The sequence below is a fragment of the Paenibacillus sp. IHBB 10380 genome, from assembly GCF_000949425.1.
Lineage (GTDB): Bacteria > Bacillota > Bacilli > Paenibacillales > Paenibacillaceae > Paenibacillus_AQ.
In genome coordinates, this window is the sequence record NZ_CP010976.1 from 5,348,265 (window position 1) to 5,365,348 (window position 17,084).

18 protein-coding genes are annotated in these 17,084 nt (G+C 41.0%); 13 read left to right on the plus strand and 5 right to left on the minus strand.

Annotation, left to right across the window (positions count from 1 at the left end; translation table 11 throughout):
• Window positions 1-90 precede the first annotated feature (90 nt).
• A complete protein-coding gene (locus tag UB51_RS24245; protein ID WP_052676061.1) occupies window positions 91-1,038 on the plus strand; it encodes a TraB/GumN family protein in 948 nt (315 codons plus the stop codon).
• A 72-nt stretch (window positions 1,039-1,110) separates the two neighbouring features.
• On the opposite strand, the gene UB51_RS24250 is transcribed toward UB51_RS24245, so the two are convergent.
• The 3 genes from UB51_RS24250 to UB51_RS24260 form a co-directional block, all read right to left on the minus strand.
• Entirely contained in the window at window positions 1,111-1,404 is a 294-nt protein-coding gene (locus UB51_RS24250; RefSeq protein WP_044879503.1) for a putative quinol monooxygenase, read from the minus strand.
• Between the two features lie 38 nt (window positions 1,405-1,442).
• A complete protein-coding gene (locus tag UB51_RS24255; protein ID WP_044879504.1) occupies window positions 1,443-2,078 on the minus strand; it encodes a nitroreductase family protein in 636 nt (211 codons plus the stop codon).
• Window positions 2,079-2,153: 75 nt separating this feature from the next.
• The gene (locus tag UB51_RS24260; protein WP_044879505.1) at window positions 2,154-2,582 is read right to left on the minus strand and encodes a MarR family winged helix-turn-helix transcriptional regulator; all 429 of its coding nucleotides are present in this window, start codon (window positions 2,580-2,582) and stop codon (window positions 2,154-2,156) included.
• Window positions 2,583-2,884: 302 nt separating this feature from the next.
• On the opposite strand from UB51_RS24260, the gene UB51_RS24265 reads away from it, so the two are divergent.
• From UB51_RS24265 to UB51_RS24275, 3 genes are all read left to right on the plus strand, one after another.
• On the plus strand, window positions 2,885-3,703 hold the full coding sequence (locus UB51_RS24265; RefSeq protein WP_052676062.1) for a glycoside hydrolase family 25 protein: 819 nt from the start codon (window positions 2,885-2,887) through the stop codon (window positions 3,701-3,703).
• Between the two features lie 239 nt (window positions 3,704-3,942).
• Window positions 3,943-4,758, plus strand: coding sequence for a squalene/phytoene synthase family protein (locus tag UB51_RS24270; RefSeq protein ID WP_044879506.1), 816 nt, complete (start codon window positions 3,943-3,945; stop codon window positions 4,756-4,758).
• 154 nt (window positions 4,759-4,912) lie between these two features.
• On the plus strand, window positions 4,913-5,932 hold the full coding sequence (locus UB51_RS24275) for a polysaccharide deacetylase family protein (RefSeq protein WP_044879507.1): 1,020 nt from the start codon (window positions 4,913-4,915) through the stop codon (window positions 5,930-5,932).
• Here the strand turns inward: UB51_RS24275 and UB51_RS24280 are convergent.
• Window positions 5,919-6,257: a L,D-transpeptidase gene (locus tag UB51_RS24280; protein ID WP_044879508.1), complete on the minus strand. Its 339-nt coding sequence runs from the start codon at window positions 6,255-6,257 to the stop codon at window positions 5,919-5,921. The two genes, UB51_RS24275 and UB51_RS24280, sit on opposite strands and share 14 nt — an antisense overlap.
• Before the next feature lie 228 nt (window positions 6,258-6,485).
• On the opposite strand from UB51_RS24280, the gene UB51_RS24285 reads away from it, so the two are divergent.
• The 3 genes from UB51_RS24285 (at window position 6,486) to UB51_RS24295 (ending at window position 10,096) form a co-directional block, all read left to right on the plus strand.
• Window positions 6,486-7,193, plus strand: coding sequence for a metal ABC transporter ATP-binding protein (locus UB51_RS24285; protein WP_044879509.1), 708 nt, complete (start codon window positions 6,486-6,488; stop codon window positions 7,191-7,193).
• A complete protein-coding gene (locus tag UB51_RS24290; RefSeq protein ID WP_044879510.1) occupies window positions 7,139-7,981 on the plus strand; it encodes a metal ABC transporter permease in 843 nt (280 codons plus the stop codon). Before UB51_RS24285 ends, UB51_RS24290 begins: the two co-directional genes overlap by 55 nt.
• 564 nt (window positions 7,982-8,545) lie before the next feature.
• Window positions 8,546-10,096, plus strand: coding sequence for an HD domain-containing phosphohydrolase (locus tag UB51_RS24295; RefSeq protein ID WP_199924969.1), 1,551 nt, complete (start codon window positions 8,546-8,548; stop codon window positions 10,094-10,096).
• 175 nt (window positions 10,097-10,271) lie between these two features.
• On the opposite strand, the gene UB51_RS24300 is transcribed toward UB51_RS24295, so the two are convergent.
• Window positions 10,272-11,333: an FAD:protein FMN transferase gene (locus UB51_RS24300; protein WP_052676064.1), complete on the minus strand. Its 1,062-nt coding sequence runs from the start codon at window positions 11,331-11,333 to the stop codon at window positions 10,272-10,274.
• Between the two features lie 229 nt (window positions 11,334-11,562).
• Here UB51_RS24300 and UB51_RS24305 point away from each other — a divergent pair, with 229 nt between their 5' ends.
• Genes UB51_RS24305 through UB51_RS24330 form a run of 6 tightly spaced genes read left to right on the plus strand, consistent with a single transcriptional unit; the run spans window position 11,563 to window position 17,047 of the window.
• Window positions 11,563-11,952, plus strand: coding sequence for a NusG domain II-containing protein (locus UB51_RS24305; protein WP_044879511.1), 390 nt, complete (start codon window positions 11,563-11,565; stop codon window positions 11,950-11,952).
• A complete protein-coding gene (locus UB51_RS24310) occupies window positions 11,936-12,487 on the plus strand; it encodes a Gx transporter family protein (RefSeq protein WP_044879512.1) in 552 nt (183 codons plus the stop codon). Before UB51_RS24305 ends, UB51_RS24310 begins: the two co-directional genes overlap by 17 nt.
• Window positions 12,488-12,507: 20 nt before the next feature.
• Entirely contained in the window at window positions 12,508-13,398 is an 891-nt protein-coding gene (locus UB51_RS24315; RefSeq protein WP_044879513.1) for an ATP-binding cassette domain-containing protein, read from the plus strand.
• Window positions 13,374-14,261, plus strand: coding sequence for an energy-coupling factor transporter ATPase (locus tag UB51_RS24320; protein WP_044879514.1), 888 nt, complete (start codon window positions 13,374-13,376; stop codon window positions 14,259-14,261). The genes UB51_RS24315 and UB51_RS24320 overlap by 25 nt, the downstream gene beginning before the upstream one ends.
• Complete coding sequence (locus UB51_RS24325) at window positions 14,258-15,091, plus strand: energy-coupling factor transporter transmembrane component T family protein (RefSeq protein ID WP_044879515.1); 834 nt, start codon at window positions 14,258-14,260, stop codon at window positions 15,089-15,091. The genes UB51_RS24320 and UB51_RS24325 overlap by 4 nt, the downstream gene beginning before the upstream one ends.
• 30 nt (window positions 15,092-15,121) lie before the next feature.
• Window positions 15,122-17,047, plus strand: coding sequence for a peptidase U32 family protein (locus UB51_RS24330; protein WP_044879516.1), 1,926 nt, complete (start codon window positions 15,122-15,124; stop codon window positions 17,045-17,047).
• The last annotated feature ends 37 nt before the right edge of the window (window positions 17,048-17,084 follow it).

Below are 17,084 nucleotides of genomic sequence, written 5' to 3' on the forward strand. Positions count from 1 at the left end.
CTATGTTTTGATTTAGCCTCTTGTAAAATATTTGGGATACCGCTAGACTGGTATATGGCATAATATAGCAGTGTGGGAAGGGGAAAGAGCATGTTTAAAAAGTTATGGTCTGCGCTATTGATCACAACGATTTCTATGATGTTGGTTGTGCCGGCATTCGCCGCAGAATCACAAGTTGTCGTATCAAATGGTGGAACAAAGACAATTCACAAAGCGGATTCAAAAGGTTTCTTCTGGAAACTGAAAAAGGGGGACAATATAGTATACTTACTAGGTTCAATTCATGTAGCTAGTAAAGATATGTATCCGCTTAGTTCAACAGTGGAGAAGGCGTTCTCTATCTCGGACAAAATAGTTGTTGAAGCAGATATTGTACATATGGACCAAGAGAAGTTTGCGGCTCAAACTTTAGAAAAAGGAACATATCCAGAAGGAGAAACGATTCAAGATCATATTTCTCCAGAACTATATGCTAAGCTGACTGACTTCTTGAAAGCTAATGGATTACCAGAGAATGGACTCGACGGCTTAAAGCCATGGTTAGTACAGAACGTACTGTCATCGCTCGCTGTTAAGGAAGGTTACAGTGAAGTTCCGGGTATTGATAGCTATTTCTTAAGTAAGGCTGGTAAGAAGCCGATCCTGGAGCTAGAAGGTATGGATTTTCAATTGAATATGCTAGCAGATGTTACTTCTGAGTTTCAAGAAGTGCTACTAAGGGATATGCTTGTGACACCTGAGACAGAGGGTGCTGGCAGCGGCATAGATGTGTTAGCCTCACTTTGGAAGAAGAGTGACGCCAAAGGGCTTGCTGATCTATTGAAAGAGTCTGCGTATGTATCAGAAGAAGCATTTTTATATAATCAATATATATTTGAAGATCGCAATGTAGGCATGGAGGAAAAAATACGTGGCTATCTAAATGATGGGACGGGAAATACGTACTTTGTCATTGCAGGTGCAGGTCATTTTATTGGACAAGACAACATCATTCAAATGTTGAAAAAGAACGGTTATACTGCATTACGAATTCATTAGTCGTTCTTACATCATTGTTAACCCCCTAAAGCAACTGTTTAGGGGGTTAACTGTTTATAAGATATTAGGCCTTTAATAGATGGCTTGTCCGTCAAATGATTTAACATCTAGTGGGGCAGCCAGGAAGTTGCCAGCCTTACCTACGAAAGAAGTGAAGTGTGTACTAGCATTGTGGCTTGCTACTGCATCGGCATCTTGCCAAACTTCAACCATAGTGAATATATTATCTTTGTCGGTACTTTTGAATAAGTCGTAAGAGATATTTCCAGTTTCTGCTCTCGAGACTTCAAGTAAAGGTTGAATCTCCTCAATAAATGCTTGATGCTTATCAGCAATAACGTTAAATGTAGCATGAATAATGATCATTTAATGTTCCCCCAGTAGTGATCCGTTTTCCTTCTATATTACTTCCATTGAGCAATTGTATCGATAGGTAGACGTACAGAGTTATAACCGCTGTTTGCTGCTTTACCTATGGATATAAGCATAACAGGAACGTGGCGATCTTTATCTAATCCGAATGCCTCTGCAATCTGATCTTTCTCATAGCCAGCGATTGGATTTGTATCGTATCCATGAGCGCGAGCTACGAGCATGAGTTGCATAGATACAAGAGCCCCATCAATGAGGACGGTCTCTTTGTTAACTTGAGGATCAAGTGCTGAGAAATGAGCTGCATATCTTGAAAGTTGCATCTCTTTTACCTCTAGAGGCATATAACCAAGCTCAACGGATTTACCCAATATTTCCTCGGCTTTGTCGAAATTGTTTAGATCACCAAAGACAGCGATAACTGCTGAAGATGTCTCAACTTGCGTTTGATTGAATCGTGCTAGCGGCGCAAGGATCGCTTTTGCCTCAGGACTCTCAATAACAACAAAGCGCCATGGCTGTAAGTTAATTGAAGAGGGAGCAAGGGTAGCTTCTGTAAGTATTTCAGTCATCTCTTCACGACTAATTTTGACGGATGGATCATAAACTCGGATTGAACGACGTCCTGTAATAATTTCTGTAAAATCATTTGTTTTGATGGAATTCATAGTGTATAGCTTCTCCTTTGTATGTTAGATATAGGATGACCATCCTTTGGTCATATTTATTCAAGTTTCTAAATTTTAAAAATGGCTAATATGGTTGATCATCCGGTTGAGCATCTCGGACAGCGCACTGCGCTCGTGGTCCTTGAAGTCTTTAAGCAATTGCGTAATAAATTGTTGCTTCTCATTCTTATAGGCGATGATTTCTTGCCGTCCATGATTCGTGAGTGTCACGAGTGTGACTCGATTATCATTGGGATTGTTACGCCTTGATACCATACCCGCTACTTCAAGTTGTTTTATGTGCCGAGTGACTGCTGCATTGTCAATTTTCACTTCTTTTTGGAGTGTGGTTTGACTAATTTCATCTACTTGATATAGCTGATTTAAGATCTGCAATCGTGATGGACTAATACCTGCACAACGTTCAAACTTAGTACTAATCTGTTTATTAAGAGACTGCAATTGGTCAAAAATATGAGCTTCCTCAGATAATGATGGGGTCAAAGTATACCTCCTTATAAACTATGGACAAAATAATTGTGTGCTATTAATTGATATATCAATGATTGATACATCAATTAATATAAATCATCTGTACAGATAAATCAAGTGCGCAAATAAAATATTAGAGGTGTTTTTGTTGAAATGGAGTAGAAGATTGGGTGCGAAAATGAATATATCTTTAATTTAATGATGATAAAGTAATAGTTGTGTGTAAGTACTAGGTACTAGGCGAAAAATTTAGTGGTAATTGAGTACAGGCATGAATAAGGGTGTATTCATACACTGTAAAAAAGGGTGATATTATGCAGGTGAGAAGTAGCTCGAATGCACGAGGAATTGATGTATCTCATTGGCAGGGCGTCATCAATTGGCAGCAGGTTCGAGCCGAGGGGCACGTATTTGCTTTCATTAAAGCTAGCGAGGGTAAATCTGTTAAAGATAAGAAATTCATCGCGAATGTACAAGGCGCTACGATGGCAGGATTGTTAGTAGGCGCTTATCATTTCTCTCGTGCCGCAAGTCCGGCAGATGTGAAAGCTGAGGTGGATTACTTTTTAACAGTGACTGATCCTGTTGAAGATAGCATGAAATTACCGTTTGTCCTCGATATTGAAACGAATGAAGCTGGAAGTCGAACCAATACGGTGAAGACTGTGAGAGCGTGGGTTGACTATTTCAAACAGCGTACGGGGATATTTCCGATGATATATACGTTTCCAAATTTTATAGATACTTCGTTGGATGACTCTTCGTTCCGAGATATCAAGTTGTGGTATGCGTACTACAACAAAGATAGTAGTCCGAACGATCGTGGAGGATGGAAGGAATGGGAGTTTCTTCAGTATTCAAGTTCAGGTACAGTGAAGGGGATCTCAGGTAACGTTGATATGAATGAATATAAAGGTTCAGAGGCGCAACTAAGAGCAGCATATGATCCGAAGACTACGATTCCTTCAGAACCGCCTGAAGTAGAACCCAAACCGCCTCAATGGAAAGAAACGGGTAAGCAATGGCTAGTTGATCAATTAGGAATCAGTGAGGATTGGAAAAGCACGGATACGTTAGATGTAGGTACACTAGGAACCATTCTGGCTAGGTATGCGAATAAATTTGGTAAGTAGAATAAGACGTTAGATGTTCGGAACCGTTAATGTTCATTAACGGTTTTTTCTATATTGTTACAGTTGTATTCACCTGTTTAGTGGGTCATATTGTGAATATCATTAATTTTATAGGTACAATTATTTAAAAATGATGACAGGATGTGCATCTGGGGTAAATGTATTGTATGATTATAGAATCTAATACTAATTCAGAGGTTATGATAAGACAGCTATGAGTTGAGAGGGGAAGTGGAGTTGTGCAACGGAATACAGCACTATTAAAAGATGCAAAAAAGGCACTAGCAGAGACTAGCAGAACTTTTATTATTCCAATTAGTCATCTAGGCCCAGGATTGCAGGAAGCCGTTATATCGGGGTATTTAAGCATGAGAGCCATAGATGAAATTGAAGATCATCCGACGATGACCAAAGAGACCAAAATTCATCTGTTACAATCGGTGTCCTCATTACTAAACACATCCTACACAGATGAGGAGTTTAGTATTTTATTTGAACCCTATATGAAGGACTTACCTGCAGTTAGTATTCGCCTAGCGGACTGGATTAAGCTTGCACCTCCACAGACCAAGTCACTAATCTGTCAGTACACCTCTACGATGGCACAAGGAATGGCCGAGTGGGTTATGAAGAATTGGGACATTAAAAATAAAGAAGATCTGGACGACTATACCTATTACGTAGCTGGTTTAGTTGGAATTATGCTCTCTGATCTGTGGGATCTCTATGGAGAGTCTAATATAAGTAAAGATAAGAGTGTTGCTTTCGGACGAGGTCTACAGCTTGTTAATATTATTAGCAATCGTGTGGAGGACATGGAGCGAGGTGTCAATTTCCATCCGCCAGGCTGGAGTTTTGATGAGATGATGTCCTATGCTCGTCAGAATTTGAAGGATGCGGAGAGTTATACCAACCGTATAAAGCTTGATCCCATCTATAATTTCTGCAAAATACCACTTGCCCTTGCGAATGGAACACTTGACGCTATTGAAGCTGGAAAGACGAAGCTTAATCGTGTCTCCGTACTCAAGATTGTGAGTGGGGCAGTCAGATAAGGAATAGAACATATAGCCGTGTCTCTTAACGAATTAGCTGGACCTGTTCATTTCATGAATGGGTCTATTTTTTTTTTAATACATATCGAAACAAAACCATCTTTTTTATCGTCTAATATAAGATGCCTACTTATATAGATAGCAAGGAGTGCTTATGATGAATAGAAAGGCAGTAATAACTTTAGGGTGCATCATTATATTTGCAACCTACTTCTTATGGAGTCAAGGTACTTATACATATCATCCCCTCGTACGAGAGCATGGTCATAATCAATCTAGACCCGCAAAATTGTTAACTCAAGGTCCATTCTCAACAATGCCAACGCCAAATCGTATATATTATAAGAATAATGTCGCTGTACTGATGTATCATGATGTTTCTCCCAACCCTACAGATGAGAAAAGTATAGATGTGAACGTATTTGAACATCAAATACAATTGATGAGGGATAACGGATTTAAATGGATCACGATGGACCAGTATGTAAATTTTGTAGTTCATCACGAGCCTGTCCCTGATAATGCAGTGCTGATGACTTTCGATGACGGATATGAAACGTTTTATCAGCACGTATATCCAATATTAAATAAGTATAGTATCCCTGCAACAAATTTCTTGATCGTGTCTACGATAGATAATCCAAAGCATGTAGGGATTCCAAAGTTAAGCTGGGAACAGATTAGGCAGATGCATACTTCAGGCATTGATTTCTATAATCATACATTTGATTCACATGGGTATGCTCCCATTGCTATTGAAGGAAAAACAAAGTTACGGCCAGCCCTGATGGGGCCATTAAATGATAAGAAGCATAATCATATTGAAAGTGAGGGAGACTTTAAACAACGAGTTCATCATGATTTGGCTGAGGCCGGTAACATACTGCGTGAAAAGCTGGGGAATGTGAATGATGTGTTGGCTTTTCCATATGGGGGATATACAGATTCTCTCCTGAGTGTGAGTAGGGAGCTTGGAATTCAAGTGACTTTCACCGTGAAAAAGGGAATCAATGGACCCGGACAACAGAACGGATATCGTGTTAATGCAGGTGGAATGTATAATATTCCAGAGATTTTGATACAGTATTTAAAAGAAGGCGCGAGTTCAAGGGGATCTAGTAAGATTGCCCATTCAGGTTCGGTGCTGGATAACAGCAGCATTAAGGACGGATAGTCACACGTGTGCTGATAGGAACTAATGAAGCAAGTTGAAGGACATCATGATTGTACATGCGTATGCATCCATGTGAGACTAGCTTGCCGATAGAAGAAGGGTCATTCGTGCCGTGAATACCATAGTGTGGTCTAGACAAGCCCATCCACATTGCTCCATAGGGACCACCGGGGTTGACCTGTTTGTTAATGATTGTATAATCACCCGCAGGCGTTTGTGTTAGCATAGTACCGATCCCAACCGGAAATTCTCTGACAACGATATCTGAGTCAAGTAGGTACAGACGACGATCGGAAAGATCCACAATAATTCGATAGTTTGGCATAGGCATAATCACTCCTTTAACATAGGTTATGTCACGATTACTAAAAAGGGACTTTTCGGGTGATAATCACCGAAGGAGTTCCTTTCTTTATACTCATTGTGTTCGCTAATCGTAATAAATACTATTTACAACTCATCTAACTTCCTATAGAATCAGACTATTGACTAATTTATTAAAGTATTATTTGGAGTTACAAGTTTAAGATAGTAATGGATTGGGGGAGTAAGGATGATTTTATCTTCAATGCGCAACGTTGTATTCGGATATGATGATAAACCTGTCATTGAGAATGCTTCAATTGATATTGCAGTGGGTGAATTTGTTGGGATTACAGGACCTAATGGAGCGGCTAAGAGCACACTTTTAAAGCTAATCTTAGGACTACTTAAACCTTGGAGTGGCACTGTGACCCTGAATTTAGATATTATAAAGGGAAATAAATTGTCTATTGGATATATACCTCAGCAGGTAGCTTCGTTCAACAGTGGCTTTCCTAGTAAAGTGATTGAATTGGTTCGTTCCGGTTGTTATTCCAAGATGGGACTATTTAAAAAGTTCGGTCCAGAGCAGGAAGCGATTGTGGAACGTAGTCTCAAGCAAGTGGGAATGTGGGATTATCGTAACAAACGAATTGGTGATTTATCTGGAGGACAGAAGCAACGGATATGTATTGCCAGAGCATTGGCACAAGAGCCTAATGTGTTAGTGTTAGATGAGCCAACCACGGGGATGGACAAGGAGAGCAAAGTAGGATTCATGCAATTGTTACGGCATTATGTGGACTCTCATCAATGTACGGTCATTATGGTAACGCATGGTCTGGAAGAGGTAGAAGGCTATTTGGATCGGATTATTCACTTAGAACGCAAAGAACGGGAGGGATGGCAGTGTTTGACTACGACTTCATGCAGCGCGCATTTTGGGCCGGAGGTTTAATTGCTATTATTGCCCCAATCTTAGGTGTCTACTTGATGCTTCGACGTCAGGTTCTTATGGCAGACACACTGTCGCATGTATCTTTGGCAGGAGTTGCACTAGGAGCATTACTTCATGTGAATCAGACCTTGGCAGGATTTCTAACGGCGGTTATTGGGGCCATTGCCATCGAACAGTTGCGACGTAACTATCGGACTTATAGCGAGATGCCTGTAGCTATTATGATGACCTCAGGGCTTGCGCTGGCCGTTGTATTAATGAGTTTACAAGATAATATGAGTAAAAGCTTCAGTTCTTATTTATTTGGTTCCATTGTAGCTGTGAATGAAACACAGCTGTGGTTCATCGCAGGTGTAGCCATCATCGGTCTTTTATATTTTATTGTGCTACGAAGACCGTTATATAGCATGACTTTTGATGAGGAGACTGCTCAAATCGGGGGCGTACGTGTGAATCTACTATCGTTCTCTTTCTCGGTCTTAACGGGTATGACGGTTGCTGCGTCTATGCCAATTGTAGGTGTACTACTAGTATCCGCACTTATGGTGCTGCCTGCGGCATTAGCTTTACGTATTGCTACAGGATTTACAGCAGTGTTGTTCACAGCGGTAGGCATTGGATTTGTTGGTATTTTCAGTGGACTTACAGCATCCTATTATATCAATACCCCTCCAGGTGGAACGATTGCTTTACTATTGCTGGTATTTCTTCTCTTAGGCATCTTTATTCAAAAGTTATACATTCGTATAAAGAGAAAAAATAAAGCTCCTTCAGATATTTTAATATGATATCACCATGAATTCATTAACATGAAAAAACACCCGGAAATTTTCCGGGTGTTTTTGTTGAAATATTAGAAAGGTTAAACCTTCTAATATTTCGTTTATCCTTGGTGTATCAGCATGTGTTGCTGTATATTTAACCCCTGACAGCTAATTGAATAATTCAGCTACAGTTGGTTCCTTGTATAGATGGGTTACAGAATAATTGACTACCAATACAACAAAAGCCCTACCTCTCTTTTGTCCTTGCGGCTCCAATGACCGCGCCAGTGTGAATCAGATATGTCCTTAAAACTCTACTTGTTTTGGGTTTGGTCAAAATAGAAATTTCAAACTTCATCGATTTATGAAGGTTATTCTTCTTACGAGGAACAAATATGGGGTTAAATTAACGATCTAATAATTATTGTATCATAAATAAGTTCGGATATCAACGTATTTTCAATATTTAAAATAATTTGTCCATTTAAGGCTAAATATCAAATCTGAATATATATCATTTTTTTTGCGTGTTTAGCCGATATTTATAGTACCGATAATCTCGCTATTTAAATATAGGAAGGCGCAAATATGATGAATATCAAACAAGCCCATGATGATAAAGACCAGAGTATACGCGCTGTAAGAGAGAGGTTTTATAAGGCTTTTTTGATGAAGTTGATATTTAATTATATTCTAGGTTCGATTATGGCAGCCATGGTTATGGGAAGCGTAATGATGATTACGACATTGGAAAGTTCTTCAGTAGAGATTAAGCGACTAATTCTTATACTTTTGTTTTCTTTAGTCGTGATGATGACAGCAGAGATCACTGTTTTTTTTAGGCATATTCGTCCGATCCGCAGGGGCTTGCTTCATGAATCAACAGACATAAGTATTATGGAGAAGGCTTACATTCAGACTCACTGTCTTCCAAAACTTTCGGTATACCGTATTCTAGGTCCACATTTAGTGGGGGTGTCAGTACCAGCAATTTTGTTAGCAAGTTGGATGGTGCATGAGAAATTACTTCATTTTCCTTATTATTACATTAGTTTGGCTGTTATAGGTGCATTTTTGGTAGCTAGTATGCATGCTATGGTTGAGTTTTTCCTAACAACAGTAGCTATACGTCCGATCGTTATCGAGTTTAGGAAACAAGGGATAAATCACTGCGGTGTCGATTTCTTAGCTGAGGGACATTCTTTCTCTTCCATACGGCTTAAGTTCTTGTTTAGTGCCATGTTAATAGGAATATCTCCCTTAATATTATTCAGTATAGCCGCACAAATTCGGTTAGGAAATATGAACAGCGAAATAGTAAAGGATTACTGGGTATGGGCGGGACTTATTTTATTTATTAGTATTGGCTTTTCATATTTGGGTGCATGTTTGATTACACAAGATGTCCAGCGACCGATAGGACAGTTATATGATGCTATGGATAAGGTAAGGAAAGGTGAATTAGTACAAATAACCAATTCCTATTCGGATGAATTTTCTAAATTAGTCGCAGGTTTTAATATGATGGTTAAGGGGCTTGAGGAACGGGAGAAGAAAAATAGGGATATGTTAGATAGTTATTTCTCTACACTTGCCGCAGCATTAGATGCAAGAGATGCGTACACAGCGGGGCATTCAATTCGTGTTACAGAATATGCCGTGCTGATTGGTACTCTCGCTGGGATGTCCAATGAAGATATTGGGATCATCCGTAGATCGGCCTTACTACATGATATCGGTAAGATTGGTATTAGCGATGGTGTTCTGCTCAAGGAAGGTCGATTGACAGATGATGAATTTGATCATATCAAGACTCATACTACAATGGGAGTGAATATATTAGCGCAGATTCAGCCTAAGGAGGCGATGGCACCATATCTTTCAGGTGTAAGATCTCATCATGAACGTTTCGATGGCAAAGGATATCCAGACGGGCTGGTGGGGGAAGGAATTCCGAGATTAGGACGCATTATCGCTGTAGCAGATGCCTATGATGCTATGACCTCAGATCGCCCTTATCGTAGAGGGATGGAATATAAACAGGCGCTTTCTATCCTTGAAGAAGGAAGAGGTATCCAGTGGGATCCCACATATGCTAAATTATTTGTGGATCACATGAGGGAAAGAGAACAAACATAACGTGAAATGAACTCATCTAAAGGGGGTTCTTCCTTTTCTCCGTTACTGAATATAGAAATCCCCTGAATGCTTGAACGCCAAGCCATCAGGGGATTTTTTGTTAAATATTTATCAGTGAACGAATGCCATCCTTGTGGGATTGTGAACTGGAAATGGCATACCCTTGGTCATATAACTATTTCTCATTGCCCGTGATTAATGTGTATTCATCATTGGTCATCTCAAGTAGTTCCTGAAAGCCTGAGGAAGCATAGATCTTCTTATCCTTAGTGATGAAGAGCGCTTCTGTGTGTTCTAAATTCTCAATGAATTTCAAGCCTTCTTCAATGCCTAAGGCGTAGACACTGGTGGACAACCCATCAGCATCAATGGATTTATCTGTGAGTATGGTTAAGCTACTCAGGTTATTATCGATGGGGAATCCTGTCTTCGAATCAAGAAGGTGATGGTAATGCTTCCCGTCCTCTACAAAGAACCGTTCATAAATGCCAGAAGTTACAATTGTCTGGTTATTCACATGAATATTGCCGATAGGATTTCCACGTGATTCGTTAGGATCTTGAATTCCAATCGTCCAGAGCTGATCGCCAGGCTTCTTGCCCATTGCAAATACATTTCCACCAAGATCAACGATGGCGCTCTTGAACCCTTTGTCTTGTAAATATTCCACAATCTTATCCGCCGCATAGCCTTTAGCGATTGCGCCTAGATCAATAGACATTCCCTTTTCACTTAGGTAAATTTCTTTCTTGTCAGCATCGAGGGTAACGTTCTTATAATCAATAACTTTCATCGCATCTGCGATCTGGTCCGCTGTAGGAACATGCGCGCCCTCATGACCAATATTCCACAGTGAGACAAGAGAACCAATAGCCAAGTTGAAGCCCCCTTTGGAGCGTTCTGTATAGTCCAGTGCTTTGGAGACGACCTTGAAAGTTTCATCTGACACCTTCACAGGCTGTATTCCCGCATTTCTATTGACGTCGGAAATTTCACTCTTGTCATTACTTGGATTCATTTGAATCTCAATGGTATCTAGAATTTCTTTGATATCCGTAAAGTTCTGTTCCGTAGTTCCGCTATCGAACACCTTCACTTGAACAATAGTCTCAAAAACATAAAATGATTTAGATACGGGCTCGACTTTTGCAGAGGATTGTTTCGAGTTTCCGCAACCCGTTAAACTGATGACAAAAGCTAGCAATAGTAGTAGTGGTGTCATTGTTCGGTTTTTCATAAACATTCCCCATTTTTCCCTAGATTTCGACATGGATTATAACAAAAATAAGTAGTTGAAGAGTGTGATAAATATCATACAATGAACAACTATTTACTGATATTATCTCAAATTTGATGTTTCTGTGACATCCTTTAAATTTGAGGGGTTTTGCATTGATGCATCGTAGTATCATGGGTATAATTAAGGCGTCAAAGATTTAGATAATTAAAATATAAGGGAGTTATCCATGAAACGCGGAGATTTACTTATCATTACAATAGTTGTTGCAGTGGCCCTGTTTTTCTTAGTTCCTAGGTGGCTTCCTGAAAATGATAGTGAAAAAAGTCACATTCCTCTTACGGCAGACATCACGGTGGATGGAGAGTTTTATAAGACCGTAACGTTGACAAAGGAAGAACAAAATTATGACATCAAAACGGCACGAGGCCACAACATTCTGAAAGTGCATGACTACGGAGTCGAAATGTATGATGCAGACTGTCCAGACCAAGTGTGTCTGTCGTTTGGATTTATTACCAAGTCTAAGCAGAGCATCATCTGTCTGCCGCATAGAGTTATGGTTGAAATTAATGGGATACAAGACGTAGGAGATGAACCTGATGCCGTTGTCCAATGAGGAATCCACGTTAGCTTTGAAAAAAACAGTAATTATTGCCATCTTTGCTGCTGTTGCGGTTGTACTAAGTATAGTAGAGTCTATTATTCCTATTAACATACAGCTGCCAGGAGCGAAGTTAGGGCTTGCTAATATTATGATTCTCACCTGTTTATATTTCTTGCGGGGACGAGATGCTCTCTTACTTGTCATTATGAAGACCGTGGTGACCGCCTTTATTTTCGGAACTTTCTCTAGCTTACTGTTTAGTTTACTAGGATCCCTTTTTAGCTTTATTGTCATGTTCGCATTGATGAAATTGGGACGTAAACAAATCAGTCTTATTGGGATCAGTATTATAGGTGGGGTTGCCCATAATTTTGGGCAAATCACAGCAGCTTCGATCGTATTTCGAACGGCTAATATCTATTACTATATGCCGCTGCTGCTATTAACTGGTTTAGTGACAGGGATTCTAGTTGGAATCGCAGTTCAGTATTTAATACCTTCCTTATCTAAGCTGTCTTTGTTCGAAGATCTTCAGACCAATCCTTGAGTAGAAGAGAGGGAAACAACATGTTATCGCATCAAACAGGGGTGGAGGAAGAGATTGAAACCGGATGTGTCCAGAGTCAACGAGATCCAGCTGTTCAATTCACGGGTGTCAGCTCAGGCTATGGGAAAGATCGCCCTGTGCTGGAGGATATCTCGCTTAGTATCCCTCAAGGGCAATGGGTGACATTAGTTGGAGCCAATGGCTGTGGGAAATCAACGCTAGTGAAGCTCATTAATGGACTGCTTCCTATGACCGATGGACAGATTTCAGTAGAGGGTATGGCGCTTATCCCAGCAACAATAGGAGATATACGGAAGAAGGTTGGGATGGTTTTCCAGAATCCTGACAACCAATTTATCGGCGCCACGGTGGAAGAGGATATTGTATTTGGCCTTGAAGGTCAGTGTCTTTCCATAGAAGAGATGGAGAAACGACTTGCCTCCTATGCGATTAAGCTGGGCATCACCGAGCTGTTACACAAGCATCCTAGTGAGCTATCCGGAGGACAGAAACAGAGGGTAGCCATTGCATCCATTCTAGCCATGGAGCCTGAAGTTGTGATTCTGGATGAAGCCTCTTCTATGCTGGATGAGAGGACGAGAAATGAATTAACTACGATTGTATCTGAAATGCATCAGAGTGGACAATACACCATCCTATCGATTACTCATGATGCAGAGGAGATAGCTGCTTCAGAGCGAGTACTGGCACTGCATGAAGGGAAGTTAATTGCTGATATATCACCAGCAGAACTATTTCAGAATGATGAGCTATTACAAAAATGCCATTTGATAGCACCTTTTGCGGTAAGGCTAAGGAATGAGCTGCACAGGCGAGGGATAGACTTGCTTGATCTTGGTTGCGACAAGGAACTCTGGGAGGAAATATGGCCATTACATTTAATGAAGTAAGTTATATTTATGACTCTCGTAGCGTGTGGAGCCAAATGGCGTTGCGTCATGTGAATCTGCATATGGAATTAGGGAAGTTAATAGGGGTCTCGGGGGCAACTGGATCTGGCAAGTCCACGTTATTGCAAATGTTTAACGGTATATTGCAGCCAACAGAAGGATCGGTTCAGATATTAGATGTAGCCATTCATGCGGGTGAGAAAGCTAAGAAGCTGAAAGATTTACGCAAAAGAGTGGGACTTGTCTTTCAATTTCCTGAACAGCAGCTGTTCGAGGATACAGTGGAGAAGGATCTGTGCTTTGGTCCGTTAAACTTTGGTTGTACTTTGGCTGAAGCGAAACAACGGGCAGTAACTGCGATGGAACGTATGGGTCTTGATTTAGCGCTTCTGTCACGTAATCCATTTCAACTAAGTGGCGGACAAATGCGTAAAGTTGCGATCGCCTCAGTCCTTGCAATGGACCCTGATATATTAGTGTTAGATGAGCCTACGGCAACATTAGATCCTGTGAGTCGCGCGGAGCTGATTGAACTGCTCCATGGGCTATGTCGCGAGGAAGGACGGACGGTGATCGTGGTCACGCACCGGATGGATGAATTGTTACCGTATGCGGATCAATGGGTCATTCTGAATGAGGGAGAAGCTGTATTTCAAGGGACGGTGAAGGCATTAGTACAGCAATCGGCACAGCTGGAGGCCTACGGGCTAGCAGTGCCTCAGTCGCTACGATTGTGGGACTCTTTAGCGAAACGCTATGGAATAAGCGAAGAATCCCCTTGCTTAACAGTTGAAGCCATGGCACAACGATTGGAACAGTTAGTTCACTCTGAACGGTTGCAAGAGGAAGAAGGCTCGTTATGAATGAGAAACTATGGATTGGTCGAACGATAGATACCGGATCATGGGTACACAGATTGGATCCTAGAGCCAAATTGATAGCCATGATCCTGTATGTTTCCATCATTATCATGTCGAACACTTGGCTAGAGATAGCTCTTGTGCTTGCATTTTCTATAGCTATAATGGCGTTCACGCGCATTCATATTAAATATTATCTTAAGGTTACGAAGCCCCTTCGAATATTGATGATCTTTATTTTTATTGTTCAGTGTTTGAAGGTGAAGGATGTCACGGGTTCTGTGCTGATGAGCATTGGATCATGGCATCTGTATAGAGAAGGATTTGAAATGGGGTTATTCTCGGTACTGCGGATGGCACTGTTAGTATCGTTTACAGCGATTCTAACGTTTACAACGACACCAGGTCGTCTTAATCAAGGGCTAGAAGGTGTATTAAGCCCACTTCGATGGATACGTGTATCACCTGATCGACTCTCTCTCATGATCAGTATATCGCTTCGGTTCATTCCGACGATTCTGGAAGAGACCCAGATTATTCTGAAGGCGCAAGCCTCAAGAGGGGCAGATCTGAAGGAGCTACCGTGGAAGGAAAAAGGGAAAATGTTAGTATCCCTGCTTGTGCCTGTAACCGTAGGGGCATTTCGGCGGGCGGAAGATCTTGTCCATTCTATGGAAGCTCGTGGGTTTCGAATGGGAGAGCCCCGCACGAAGTTTCACCGTCTTGTATGGAGGAGTCGGGATACGTTGTTTATTAGTTTGTTTATTCTGTTGGCTGTGGCTATTGTAGTCATGTCGAATTATGGAGCTCAAGAAATATGGAGTATTTACTAACTCGTCTATAACATACATGGAGGGATCATTATGACACGAATTTTTAATGGTAAAGAGATAGAGTTGCTTGCACCGGTAGGTACATTTGATATTTTTAAGGAAGTTATTCAGGCATCTTGTGATGCTGTTTATTTTGGAGGACCAAGCCTTAATATGCGGATGATGCGTAAAGGTTATAACTTCACGTTAGAGGAGATTGTTACGGCAGCGGAGATGGCCCATGCTTTGAATAAAAAAGTGTATGTTACTGTGAATAACCTGCTCAGTGAGGAGGATGTAGAGGAAGCGAGAGCCTATCTACAATTCCTGGAACAAGCTAATGTGGATGCTATACTCGTACAGGATTACGCCATATTGATGTTGATCAAAGAAATGAAGTTAGATCTTACAATTCATTCTTCTGTCATGATGAATGTACATAATCTAGAAATGGTTCGGGCCTTGAAAGAGCTAGGGGTAGCTCGTGTCGTGGCCTCCAGGGAGATGGATCTTCAGACTGCACGTTACATCTGGAATCAAAGTGGAATTGAACTGGAGTATTTCATTCATGGAGATATGTGCGTAGCGGACGGCGCTAACTGTAGCTTTAGTTCGGTCGTTTTTGGGATGAGTGGAAGTCGGGGTAAATGCATGAAACCTTGCAGATGGGAATATCGCGTGAAAAAAGATGGCTACGTCTACCCTACCGATTATCCAATGGCCGTTAAGGATATGTATATGTATGAGAATATTCCGGAGCTTATTGAATCAGGCATTTGTTCTTTCAAAATTGAAGGTCGAATGCGGGATCTGAATTTCATTCTTTCACTTGTTAACAGCTACGGTGATGCTATTGATCGTTATATTGAAGATCCTATTGGTTTTAATCGTACCCAAGATAGTAAGACGTTGTATGATAACCGTAAACGCGATTTCTCTACTGCCTATGCTTTTGGTAAACCTGGTTTGACTAACATTAATCGCCGGTATGAAGGGACAGGGAAATTCTATAGCACAGGTAAAGTGTTCAGTACACCTACTGCGGAACGAGCATTAACAGGAGAACGAGTATTAGAGTTACAGCAGCGCCTACTTCAAGTAGATCGGAATGAGCATGCTCGTGCTGAGCTGGCTGTTAGAGTTAATAATATGGATCAGGCTCGTATGGTGATAGAAGAGGGTGCCGATCATTTATATCTCTCGGGAGATGTATTCCTTCCCGATGTACCTTTCACGAAGAAGGATATAGCTGAGCTAAGTGGTATTAAAGGCCAAACCAAGCTGTATCTGGGTCTCCCAAGAATGATGACAGAGCTACATTTCGAGCAATATAGTGAATTGTTATCCAAAGAGCCTCTTGGCATTGACGGAATATTGGTTACCAGTATCGGTGCTATTCATGCTTTTGCGGATAAGGGCTATGCCATGATAGGAGATGTTAGCTTGAATATCTACAATCATTTGTCAGCAGAAATGTATGCCAATCTAGGAGTTACACGATTGACGCTTTCCGGAGAAATGACAGCCGAGCATTTCGCAGGACTGTTGCAACATACAAAAGTTCCGTTGGAAGCCGTGGTACATGGAACGCCGACAGTGATGTATATGGATCATGACCTGTATGAGAATACAGAGCTATTGGAGCCAGTAGCGGAAGAGGATAATCAATATGTAGATAATTCAGTACTCGTGCTGATGACGGATAAGGGTGAGAATCCAGTATATCGAGATCAAAATGGACGCAACCATCTCACATCGGCTAAAGAGCTATGTTATTTACCGATGGTTACGGATTTAGCTGAAGCGGGTCTATCGTGCTTAAGGATTGAGGGAGCCACCTATGCTGTAAATGACCTGCGTACGATTATTCGTGCTTATAAATCTGCTATGGAAGGGCAGTCTTCTGCTGGAGAGCAATTTGAACAACTACAACCCGTATATGCTGGATATACGCTAGGAGCTTTGCAATTTAATTAAATATCTTTTGTTACATCGCATACCAACTAGACATGGA